The organism is Enterococcus sp. AMC1251 (assembly GCF_058216535.1).
The window spans coordinates 631,115-642,570 of sequence record NZ_CM177098.1 but is presented as its reverse complement, the minus strand read 5'-3'; the positions used below and the strand labels follow the sequence as shown (position 1 = coordinate 642,570).

Genomic DNA, 11,456 nt, shown 5'->3' with positions numbered 1-11,456 from the left:
ATATAGAAAGCCGAGGTTCTTTTCACTAATTAACATCTTTAATTCAATAAATGATTGATTCCATAAAAGAATAAACTAATAGTTCATAACATTTAAATAAAAATAACTATGATAAACTGAACACAGATTTTTTTGCATTAAAACCTAATCCCATGATAAACTAGATTCTTAAAGAGAAGTACAATAAAGTTTGTTTTATAGACAAGTTGTTTTCAAAAAATAGTATTGTTGTAGGTAGTTCGTTTGATTTTGCGTGATTAATTGGACCTTTATCCTAAAACAGTTACAAATTATTAGAATAGAGGAGCAGTATAAAATATGTCAAAAATAAAGAAAAATCTATTGGTTAGCGGAAGTTTTTTCCTTCCTCTCCTATTGTTGATCATACTCTGGATGATATTAGGGCTAGCCCCTTTAGGAAACAATAATCTTTTAGTGAGTGATTTAGGTACACAGTATCTACCATTTTTGAGTGCGTTTAAGCAGTTTTTCCAAGGAGAAACTTACTCATTGTATTCGTTTTCTGATGCACTTGGTGGAACTATTTTACCCTTGAGCGCGTATTATTTATTAAGTCCATTTAATAGTTTAGTCTTATTGTTCTCTTATCAACAATTACCGATTGCCATACTATTGATTATTACATTAAAAATCTCATTTATGGGCAGTTCGATGTTTTATTATCTTCAAAAAACGTATCAACAATCTAGTATTTCAACATTGCTTTTTTCAACATCGTATAGTTTGTGCGGTTTTGTGACTGTTTATTGCTTGAATTTCATGTGGCTAGATGCATTGATTTTACTACCTTTATTAGTATTGGGTATTCAGCGATTATGGGATCAGAAGAAGTATATTCTTTATTCGGCGTCATTATTTTTGGCTATCGTAACGAATTATTATATGGGCTACATGCTCTGCATTTTTGCTGTATGCTACAGTCTTTATTGGTATTATCAAAAAACAGACTCGTCTAAAAAGAAATCAATTTGGTTATTTATTAAAGAAGGTCGTTTGTTTTTTGTTACTTCTTTTCTTACTGGGATTAGTACAAGTTTTATTTTAATTCCGGCTGTAGAAGGAATGTTAGCGACAAAAAAAACAAATTTTGACTGGCAAACATTTTTTCCTACACCTAATTTTGGTTTGAATTTCCTTTCGCAGTTCGGCATTGGTAGTGTCAATTTTGAGTGGCGTTTGGAACATTTACCGACGATTTTTTCTGGAATCTTGATGGTCTTGCTTTTTATCGCTTATTTTCAGTTATCCACTATTTCTAAAAAAGAAAAGCTAGGTGCAGCCTTTTTGGTTGGATTTATTTTCTTAAGTTTTTGGCTGGAATTAGTCAATACGATTTGGCATATGTTTCAACGTCCTGCAGGTTTTCCTTATAGAAATACGTTTATCTTTAGTTTTTTGATAATAAAATTTGCATATGAAGCGTTTCTTAAGTTGAAACATGGAGCAAAATTGAGACTCATTGTTCCACTTATTTTTTCTGGATTATTGACTATTGGTTATATTTCTCTTAAATTTTCCAAGAAAAATGTATTTCTTTTATCCGATTATTACTTTGTCATTAGTCTTTTTGTCATTTGGTTCACCTTTGGATTAGTCGTGTTGATTCAAAAAATGCACGGAACTAAAAGAAATAGTCTATATGCATTATTATTTTTAGTAGTCTGCTTTGAATTAGTCTTTAATTTTTGGATTAGCTTTAAAGATATTCCTTTTGGTAACCAAGAAAAATTTGCTCAAACATATACAATTCAAAAAGAAATCATTTCTGATATACAAAAGGAAAACCCTCATTTATTGCGGATAAAACAAACAGTTTCTTCCGATAATGCGGGTTATAACGAGAAACATAATGGCTATAATAATCCGATTTTATATGGTTATGCCGGTGTTTCAAGCTACACTTCTACGTTAGATGCTAAAACGCAAGACACGTTAACGGCTTTGGGGTTATATCAAAAAAATGATCGTAGAATCGCTTACGTAGATGATTCTAAAGTTATCAATTTACTGTTAGATGTGAACTATCAGTTAACACCAGAAATGAAATCACATGAAAAAAATAGTTCAAGTGATCCTTCCACAAATGTCTATGAAAATTCTGAAGCAATTGGTATGGGCTTTTTAGTCCCACCAGCATTTGCTAATCTTACATTAGTTGAAAAGCAACCATTAAAGAATCAGGAAATGATTTTACAACAGATTCAAGAAAATAAACAAGACTATTTCCAAGAAGCGCAACAAGTAACTTGGACTGCCCAAGCCAACAATCACTACACGCTTACTACAAAAACCATAGCGAATGGAGATCTTTATCTTTATGCGCCAGAAGTCAATTGGAAAAAAATCACTTCGTTTAAAGTAAACGGTGAAGAAATTCAGCCTGCGATTTACATCGCAACAAATCAGTTGTTTAACCTTGGCTATTTTAAAAAAGGTGAGGAGATTCAAGTACAACTTGAATCTGAAAAAAATCTTGAGGGAAAAAAAATCGAGCTAAAAACCTTGCAACAAGAATCCTTCGATGCATTTATTTCCAAGCAGCAGTCACAAGCAATCCAACTTGAAGAAGAAGTTTCAGGCACATTGACTGGGGAAATTACAGTAACAGATCCAGAAAATTCTTTACTTTACTTAGCGGTGCCGTATGATAGAAATTGGCTGATCACGGTTGATGGTAAACAAGTCAATGCTAAGTCGGTTTTAGGTAATTTTACAGGAATTGAATTAACTTCTGGAAAACATCAAATCACTATGCACTATCGACAACGAAATTTCTTTCTAGGACTTTTAATTAGCGTTTCTGTTCTTTTGGGGGTATTATCTTATCAACTGTTAAAACGATTTATGCGGAAATCAAAGTAGAAGTGAAAGGAACTTGCAGCCATGGGGAATAAAATTCTGCAGAGAATTATCTATGTACTGCCAATTCTAGGAGTTCTTTGTTTTGCTGGTCTTTTGATTTATGGTTATTCTAAGGGGATTTTCCATTCTGTTCAGTCATTACAAAACTTTATGAAACAATTTGGAGAATACGCTGTGTTGTTCTTTATCTTTTTACAAATGGTCCAAGTTATTGTGCCAATTCTTCCTGGAGGGATTTCCACGGTAGTGGGTATGTTGATGTTTGGCAGTATTCCAGGATTGATTTATAGTTATATCGGTTTAATGATAGGTGATGTTATTGTCTATTGGTTAGCACGTTATTACGGAAAGCCATTTGCCCAGTTGATTCTCTCGAAAAAAAAGTACAAAACATTCGAAAATATGTTAGACCGTCCTGAAAAGGGCATTAAGAAGTTGATGATTACTACGTTGTTGATTCCTTTTGCGCCAGATGATTTGACCTGTTTGGTTGCCGGACTAGCTGATTTGCCGTTTAAGGAATATATGAAAGTGTTGCTGCTTTTTAAACTTTGGTCCGTTGGAACTTATGGCTATGCGTTATTGTTCTTGTTTAACCGGTTTTTGATTAGCTAAACTTATCTGGTATCTGAATAAATAAGATAAACAAACCAATATCTTATTTTTATATTAAGTATTTTTATTTTTTTTAGAAATGAGACAGGGCTATTGTCCCACTCTCATCTATCGGATTGACTTTCTTCTTTTTAACAGGGCAGAATCTCTTCTTGATAAAAAACTTGATAGAACGCTTCGGATCTTTCATCTAACGAGCGATCATAACGAGTGGTCGCTTGTTGTACATCGACGAAAATGGCTTTATTATCGATCACTTGATTCGTAATCAATTGACGACGAATCTGAAAAGACTTCAGATAAAACCTGGGCGGTCTTCTAAACCGATTAATCATGCGATAACTGAGTTGTGTGTAGATATTTTAATATCATTTTAGGGCGGTAAGCCAGACATCCAAGTTGTTGTTTCAATTGATCAAAGAGCTTTCTGACAATAGCCTCTACTAAGAAGTGGATCGCAAAAGCGATATCGGTTTCTGGGATATATATTTCTATATCTAATGGCAAAGTTGTTTGATGGATGATATAATTTTTACCCATAAAAGCACGCTCCTTTTTGACTGGGTTTTATCACTTTAATCTTATAGGTTTGCGCGCTTTTTATATACCCTAAACTCAAAAAAGTGGGACAATAATCAGATTTTTTTCTGACTATTGTCCCACTTTCACCTTTTCTAATTCACTGTACGAAGCTGCTCAATTCTTTCTTTCACAACATCTTGTTTTTCTAAATAATCTTTTTCTTTTGCTTTTTCAGCCTCAACAACATCATCCGGCGCATTAGAAACAAATCGTTCATTAGCTAATTTCCCTTGAACACGTTTGACTTCTTGCGTCCATTTATCTAATTCTTTCTCTAAACGGGCAATTTCTTCTTCCACATTGATCAACCCAGCGAGTGGCAAGTATAGCTCTGCACCAGTTAAAACAGCTGACATTGCTAGTTCTGGTGCTACAACATTACTTGCAATCGTCAATTCTTCTGGGTTACAGAATCGTTCGATATAATTTGTATTTTCGATCAAGAATTTGTCGATAACTTCATCGTTCGTTTTAATTAGTAATGTAATTGGCTTAGAGAGCGGTGTATTCACTTCAGCACGAATATTACGTACCGCACGAATCACCTCTTTTAAGACCTCCATACCGCGAGCGGCTGTTTCATCCGAAAATTCTTCGTGAACAACTGGATAATCCGCAACCACAAGAGATACGCCTTCATGAGGAATATTTTCCCAGATTTCTTCTGTCACAAACGGCATGATTGGGTGCAATAAACGTAAAATTTGGTCTAATGTATACACTAAAATGCTGCGTGTTGTTTGTTTTGCAGATTCATTTTCACCGTAAAGGATTTCTTTACTCATCTCAATATACCAGTCACAAAAATCATCCCAGATAAAGTTATACAACTGGCGGCCTGCTTCACCAAATTCAAAGCGGTCAAATAAATCAGTAACACGGGCTACTGTTTCATTTAGACGCGTTAAGATCCAGCGATCTGCTACTGTTTTCTCTCCACTAAAGTCAATATCTTCATAAGACATTCCTTCAACATTCATGATCACGAAACGACTAGCATTCCAGATTTTATTGATAAAGTTCCAAGATGCATCCATTTTTTCATAGCTGAAACGCATATCTTGTCCTGGTGACGAACCATTTGACATAAACCAACGCAAAGCGTCTGCGCCATATTTGTCGATGACTTCCATTGGATCAATACCATTTCCAAGAGATTTACTCATTTTACGTCCGTCTTCTGCTCTGATCAAACCATGCATCAGAACATTTTTAAATGGCGCAAGTCCTGTAAACTCTAAACTTTGAAACATCATGCGGCTAACCCAGAAGAAGATGATATCATAACCTGTCACTAATGTGCTCGTTGGGAAATACCGTTGATAGTCAGCTGCTTCTTCATCCGGCCAGCCCATTGTTGAAAATGGCCACAACGCTGAACTAAACCAAGTATCTAATACATCTGAATCTTGTGTCCAATTTTCTGCATCTGCTGGCTCTTCCATGCCAACATACATTTCGCCCGTTTCTTTGTGGTACCATGCGGGAATTTGATGTCCCCACCATAATTGACGTGAGATTACCCAATCATGTACATTTTCCATCCAGCGTAAGAATGTTTGGTTAAAGCGTGGTGGATAAAATTCTACTGCATCATTTGTTTCTTGATTTTTGATTGCTTTTTCTGCAAGTGGTGCCATTTTAACAAACCATTGTGTGGATAAACGAGGTTCAACGATAACACCCGTACGTTCTGAATGTCCCACACTGTGATTCATTGTTTCAATTTTAATTAGGTGCCCCATTTCTTTTAGATCAGATATAATTAATTTACGCGCAGCAAAACGATCTATCCCGGCATATTTTCCTGCTAAATCGTTCATAGAACCATCTTCATTCATTACATTTACGCGAGGTAAACCATGGCGGTTACCAACTTCAAAGTCATTTGGATCGTGAGCCGGTGTGATTTTCACTACACCAGTTCCAAATTCCATATCTACATACTCATCAGCGATAATCGGAATTTCTTTGTCTACTAAAGGCAATGTGACTGTTTTACCGATAATTGCTTGGTAACGCTCGTCATCAGGATGAACAGCGATTGCCGTATCGCCCAACATTGTTTCTGGACGAGTCGTTGCGATTTCCACAACGTCAGTTCCATTTGTCAGTGGATAACTCATATGGTAAAATGCACCTTCGATATCTTTGTGGATAACTTCGATATCAGATAACGCCGTTTTCGCTTTAGGATCCCAGTTGATAATATATTCGCCACGATAAATTAGATCTTTTTCGTATAAAGAAACAAACACCTTGCGGACAGCTTCGGATAAGCCTTCATCTAAGGTAAAACGTTCACGGCTATAGTCTAGAGATAAGCCCATTTTCGCCCATTGTTCGCGGATATGAGACGCATATTCTTCTTTCCAATCCCATACTTGTTCAACAAATTTTTCACGACCTAAATCATAACGGGAAATATCTTGTTCTGCTAACTTTTCTTCTACTTTTGCTTGCGTTGCGATACCCGCATGATCCATCCCTGGTAGCCATAATGTATCAAAACCTTGCATTCTTTTTTGGCGGATGATCATATCCTGTAACGTTGTATCCCATGCATGGCCTAAATGCAGTTTACCTGTAACGTTTGGTGGTGGAATAACAATTGAATAAGGTTTAGCGTCTTTGTTTCCATTTGATTTAAATAGGTCTTGATCTAACCATTTTTGGTAGCGACCTTGTTCTACTTTTGTGGGTTGGTATTTGGTTGGCAGATTTTTTTCTTCTGACATATCAATTCCTTCTTTCTATATTGATTTAATATTCCTTCATGAGCCATGATAAACGTGCAAAAAGCCCTAAAATACTCTCGTATTTTAGGGCGTAAACTCTTTACGCGGTACCACCTAAATTGTGTTTGAATAGTCAAACACCTCTTCATTCGTGAGATAACGATCACTACTCGAATCATTCTACTTCATTCAAATCATTGACTCCCAAGCTACCTTCTTACTGATTATGTGAAAATCTTCCACCAAGTGATTTTCTCTCTATAACGATGCCAGTAATACTCCTCTTGATCATGGTCTTTGGTTCATTTTACATTGAAGTTCAATAGAAGTCAATTTGAACTAGTTTTACTTCCTATAATTCCTACAAAAACTTATTCCTCAAGTATTTCATTTCTACATACAGTGTGCTTTAGTAATAGATAGATTTGAAAGGGGAATTTATTATGTTAGAAAAAATAAAATTAGAACAATATTTTGATTACTGTCACTACCAAAAAAAACTAGATAGAAAAACATTAAAAGCTTATAAAATAGATCTTCGACAATTTTTTGATTATATTAAGGAAAACGATATTGATCTTATTAATCGCTCGACTATTGAAAAATATATACAATATCTATCCATGACTTATAAAACTACATCAATCAAAAGAAAGTATGCTTCTTTAAAAACTTATTTTAGTTATTTAGTCTATATGGAGTTTATCTCATTGAATCCGTTTAGCGATATACGTCTCCAGCTAAAGGAAGAGATTATTTTACCAAGGGTTTTTTCCTTGGATATATTGGAACAACTTTTAAAGACGGCCTATGATCAAAACTCTGAGGAAACAACGAAGCAATCTTCCTTTCAAAAATTTTCCACTATTAGAAATATTGCCGTTTTAGAGCTTTTATTTTCAACTGGGATCAGAGTATCTGAGTTATGTAATCTAACTATGGAAAATACAGATTTGATCAATCAAAAAATTTTAATCAAAGGGAAAGGCTCTAAAGAACGAGTTTTATATTTGTCTAATGAAGAAGTGATTGTTGTGATGAAAAAATATGTAGATCTCCGAAATCATTTAGAAGCTAATTGTTCTAATTTTTTCATTAATCGATTGGGGGAACGACTTTCTGAACAATCTGTTCGAACGATTATTAAAAATACTGGAAAAAAAGCTAATCTTTCTTTGCATATAACTCCTCATATGTTTAGACATACTTTGGCAACTACTCTTTTGGATGAAGGTGTAGATTGTCGTTATATTCAAAGTATCCTGGGGCATAGTTCTATAAAAACAACGGAAAAGTATATTCATGTGAGTTTGACGATGCAGAAAAATGTTCTTTTGAATAAGCATCCTAGACATTATTTTTCGTTTGAGTAATTTGGGATATGTAAAAGCTCTTTGAACAAAGGATAATAAGCAATTATCTGGTATTAAGTTAATGAGAAAGAGGTAATTAAAATGGCAAACACATGTTTTGTAATAATGGGGTATCAAATAAAAACAATTCCTAATACGAAAATCAAAGTTAACCTTGATGATACGTATGAATATCTAATTAAACCAACATTAATAAAAGAAAATCTAGTATCCATTTATAATCATGAACATCTAAAACATTCATTTCGATCTGATGAAGTCTACACAACACAGGCAATAAATGAAACTTTTATAAAAAATATTTATGAGGCGGATATTGTCATAGCTGATATTACAGCATTAAATCAAAATGCTATTTATGAATTAGGTATGCGTCACGCCATGAAACCTAAATCTACAATAATTATATGTGATGAAAAAACACTAAAAACAAACAGCTTTTTTGATCTAACCTTTGTACCTCATCTAACTTATAATTCCACGAAACAAAAAGATATAAATGAAATTAAGCGTTTTTCTGATTGTTTATCCAAAATTATTCATACATGCAAAAATTCAGATGATGAATATATTGACAGTCCAGTATTTCACATGGGAGTTTATAATAAAAAAGAAACAGCTAAAAATCCTCATAGATTAACTGAATCGTTACGTACCAAAATAAAAATGGGGAATGACTATATAGAAAACGAAAATTACGAAAATGCCGTACTAACTTTTGAAGATATCATGGATAACTATAAATATTCGGATAATAACATTGTTTGTTCTTATGTTTTAGCGTCATATAAAAGCAATAATTCAGTATCAAATTTAACATCGCTTAAGGTCTTTTTGAGCCAAAAGATAGATTTAGAAAACACTACTTGTGAAGATGCCCTTGGAATATCAGCCGCGATTTCACTTAAACTTTTCAATATAACTGGAAAAGCAGAACATTTATACAGTGCAATTGAACATTATAGAATAGGTGCTGATTATGAAAGTGGGAATATCTATTGTGGCAGAAATTATTGTACATCGCTTTTAAAAATATATTTATTAGAAGCAAAAATTGAAATAGTAAAAGAATATTATTATACAGCTGTACATTATGCGAAAATATATTTATCAAATGCTCATAAACTAAAAAGAGAATCAGATGATTTCAATAATGCATGGTTTTTATCTAACCAAGCTGATTTATTACTTATCTCATCTAATGTAGAAAATACTCCTTTTCAAATAAACTATATGTCTAAAAGACAGGAAAAAACAATTATAGAAGGTAGACAAACCCTAGAAAATGACTTGAAGAAAGTTAAGAGTATTTTGGGAATTTAATCACATTTCCAAAAGAAACTTTGAAAAATATCTTATTTTATTGAATTATATTAGAGTTATTTATAAAATTATATAATTGAGAAATTTGTTGTTTCCAATTATTGAAATCAGTCAAATATTGTGACTGATCGAAAAATGTATCTATATTTTTTTTAGAATGCAGACAAAAGGAGGGAGCTGTAACAGCGTGAGTTCCTTCCTTCAATATTCCATCAAGTTTTACTCCATCTTGATTAAGTATGAAAATAGGAAGTTTATTACTGAAAGCCAGTGCTCCTTCTATATGACAAAAAGGACTGGTTATCCAGGTTTGTTCCAAATTATTTTCATAGGATTCAAAAAAGTTTTCTTTAGTGATACTTCCTTTTTTTGATATACCTTCATTAATATATGTTTGCCCAAAGGCCAAGATAATCATTCCGTAACACCTCTTTATCATTTCATCTAAACAACTTAGAGACTCATAAGGATTATAGTCCTTTGCTTTTAAAGTAATTGGTTCGATATTGTTTGCTTTTAATAGTTCAAGTATTTTAGACAAAAAATAATCTTGTTCAAGAGTAAATGGATTGGGTCTGCTTAAAAAAATAGGGATCATTGTATCTCTCCTTAAAATATTTAATTTATTATAAAAATTAATACCAGATAATTGCTTATTATCCTTTGTTCATTTTTATTTACGCCGATAGTAAAATTAAGCTAGACAACTAAATAAGTCATTTGTGCTACACTCAAAATAGTTCCGACCAAAGAATTATAAGGAGTGAAGACAAATGACCTATACTCATCTTACATCAAATGAACTCGTGATGATAGAAGCTTATTTCAATATGAGCCAACCTGTTACGATGGTTTCTAAGACTTTAACTCGTTCTAGACAGACAATCTACAATGTTTACAACTTCCTGAAACAAGGAAAATCTATCTGTGACTATTACCAACAATATAAAGAAAATAAAACACGTTGTGGTCGACAACCCATTAGTTTGCCTACAAAACAGCATGATTACATTCAATCTATGGTGGCTCAAGGGTGGACACCTGATGTGATTATTGGTCGAGCTGAGTTTCCTATTTCATGCTCTGTTAGAACACTTTATCGTCAGTTTAAAGCGAATCAATTTGATTGCTCAAAACTACCAATGAAAGGGAAACGAAAGCCCAACGGGCATAAAGAACGTCGTGGAAAGCAAGCATTTAAACGCAATATTTCAGAACGATCCACTGACTACCCTAATTTCCAACAGGAATTTGGGCATTTAGAAGGTGACACAATTGTTGGCGTTCATCATAAAAGTGCCATCATCACTCTAGTTGAACGCCTTTCAAAAGTGATTATTACATTAAAACCAAATGGTCGGAAAGCATTGGATATTGAAAAAGCGACAACTGATTGGCTACAAAAGATTCCCAGAAACTTGTTCAAATCCATTACCTTTGATTGTGGAAAAGAATTTTCAAATTGGAAAAACATGAGTAATGTCAATGATATTTCTATCTATTTTGCAGACCCTGGAACCCCCTCACAACGCGGATTAAATGAGCATTCGAATGGGTTATTACGTAAAGATGGGCTGCCTAAAACAATGGATTTTAATCAAGTTGACCAAGCTTTTGTTGCGGCTGTCACCTCTAAAAGAAATCACATACCAAGGAAATCTTTAAATTATCGAACACCATTAGAAGTATTTTTGAGTTACATAAATGAAAGACATTTGTCTAGCTTAATTTGACAAATCAAATTATAAAAACTTCTTTACCTTCTATGCTATGACTTTTGAAAATCTTTTCAAAATAGGTTCTTAATCAAACACTTTCTTGAAACTCGAAAAAAGTGTACTCGAAACAACTTTCCTATACAGTTATAAAGTATACTTTATGCTTCACTTGTTTCTTTTTTTATCCTCCTCATATAAAATTACTTTATACTGATTTTATTTTA

The 11,456-nt window shown here is 33.4% G+C and carries 7 protein-coding genes, 1 pseudogene and 1 other annotated feature; of the genes and pseudogenes, 5 read left to right on the top strand and 3 right to left on the bottom strand.

The window, feature by feature from the left end; all coding sequences use genetic code 11:
* Positions 1-318: 318 nt before the first annotated feature.
* Positions 319-2,883, top strand: coding sequence for a YfhO family protein (locus tag AC4BBR_RS02955; RefSeq protein WP_490461097.1), 2,565 nt, complete (start codon positions 319-321; stop codon positions 2,881-2,883).
* A gap of 21 nt (positions 2,884-2,904) precedes the next feature.
* Positions 2,905-3,498, top strand: coding sequence for a TVP38/TMEM64 family protein (locus AC4BBR_RS02950; protein WP_490461096.1), 594 nt, complete (start codon positions 2,905-2,907; stop codon positions 3,496-3,498).
* A gap of 134 nt (positions 3,499-3,632) precedes the next feature.
* Here the strand turns inward: AC4BBR_RS02950 and AC4BBR_RS02945 are convergent.
* Together AC4BBR_RS02945 and AC4BBR_RS02940 are read right to left on the bottom strand one after the other, a co-directional pair.
* A pseudogene (locus AC4BBR_RS02945) lies at positions 3,633-4,038 on the bottom strand (IS5/IS1182 family transposase); the annotation flags it as partial.
* A 134-nt stretch (positions 4,039-4,172) separates the two neighbouring features.
* On the bottom strand, positions 4,173-6,818 hold the full coding sequence (locus AC4BBR_RS02940; RefSeq protein ID WP_490461095.1) for a valine--tRNA ligase: 2,646 nt from the start codon (positions 6,816-6,818) through the stop codon (positions 4,173-4,175).
* A gap of 82 nt (positions 6,819-6,900) precedes the next feature.
* Positions 6,901-7,119, bottom strand: a binding site (T-box leader).
* Between the two features lie 142 nt (positions 7,120-7,261).
* Between AC4BBR_RS02940 and AC4BBR_RS02935 the strand changes: the two genes are divergently transcribed.
* Together AC4BBR_RS02935 and AC4BBR_RS02930 are read left to right on the top strand one after the other, a co-directional pair.
* Positions 7,262-8,191, top strand: a complete 930-nt coding sequence (locus tag AC4BBR_RS02935; protein WP_490461094.1) for a tyrosine-type recombinase/integrase — start codon at positions 7,262-7,264, stop codon at positions 8,189-8,191.
* Between the two features lie 81 nt (positions 8,192-8,272).
* Positions 8,273-9,514: a hypothetical protein gene (locus tag AC4BBR_RS02930; protein ID WP_490461093.1), complete on the top strand. Its 1,242-nt coding sequence runs from the start codon at positions 8,273-8,275 to the stop codon at positions 9,512-9,514.
* 37 nt (positions 9,515-9,551) lie between these two features.
* Here the strand turns inward: AC4BBR_RS02930 and AC4BBR_RS02925 are convergent, their stop codons facing one another.
* On the bottom strand, positions 9,552-10,112 hold the full coding sequence (locus AC4BBR_RS02925; RefSeq protein WP_490461092.1) for a hypothetical protein: 561 nt from the start codon (positions 10,110-10,112) through the stop codon (positions 9,552-9,554).
* A 175-nt stretch (positions 10,113-10,287) separates the two neighbouring features.
* Here AC4BBR_RS02925 and AC4BBR_RS02920 point away from each other — a divergent pair, with 175 nt between their 5' ends.
* On the top strand, positions 10,288-11,247 hold the full coding sequence (locus tag AC4BBR_RS02920) for an IS30 family transposase (protein ID WP_490459128.1): 960 nt from the start codon (positions 10,288-10,290) through the stop codon (positions 11,245-11,247).
* Positions 11,248-11,456: the final 209 nt, after the last annotated feature.

What these genes read in the sequence shown, in the direction of transcription:
- AC4BBR_RS02930 (WP_490461093.1), top strand. Translation starts at nt 8,273, where the DNA reads ATGGCAAACACATGTTTTGTAATAATGGGGTATCAAATAAAAACAATT.
- AC4BBR_RS02940 (WP_490461095.1), bottom strand. Translation starts at nt 6,818, where the DNA reads ATGTCAGAAGAAAAAAATCTGCCAACCAAATACCAACCCACAAAAGTA.
- AC4BBR_RS02950 (WP_490461096.1), top strand. Translation starts at nt 2,905, where the DNA reads ATGGGGAATAAAATTCTGCAGAGAATTATCTATGTACTGCCAATTCTA.
- AC4BBR_RS02920 (WP_490459128.1), top strand. Translation starts at nt 10,288, where the DNA reads ATGACCTATACTCATCTTACATCAAATGAACTCGTGATGATAGAAGCT.
- AC4BBR_RS02925 (WP_490461092.1), bottom strand. Translation starts at nt 10,112, where the DNA reads ATGATCCCTATTTTTTTAAGCAGACCCAATCCATTTACTCTTGAACAA.
- AC4BBR_RS02935 (WP_490461094.1), top strand. Translation starts at nt 7,262, where the DNA reads ATGTTAGAAAAAATAAAATTAGAACAATATTTTGATTACTGTCACTAC.
- AC4BBR_RS02955 (WP_490461097.1), top strand. Translation starts at nt 319, where the DNA reads ATGTCAAAAATAAAGAAAAATCTATTGGTTAGCGGAAGTTTTTTCCTT.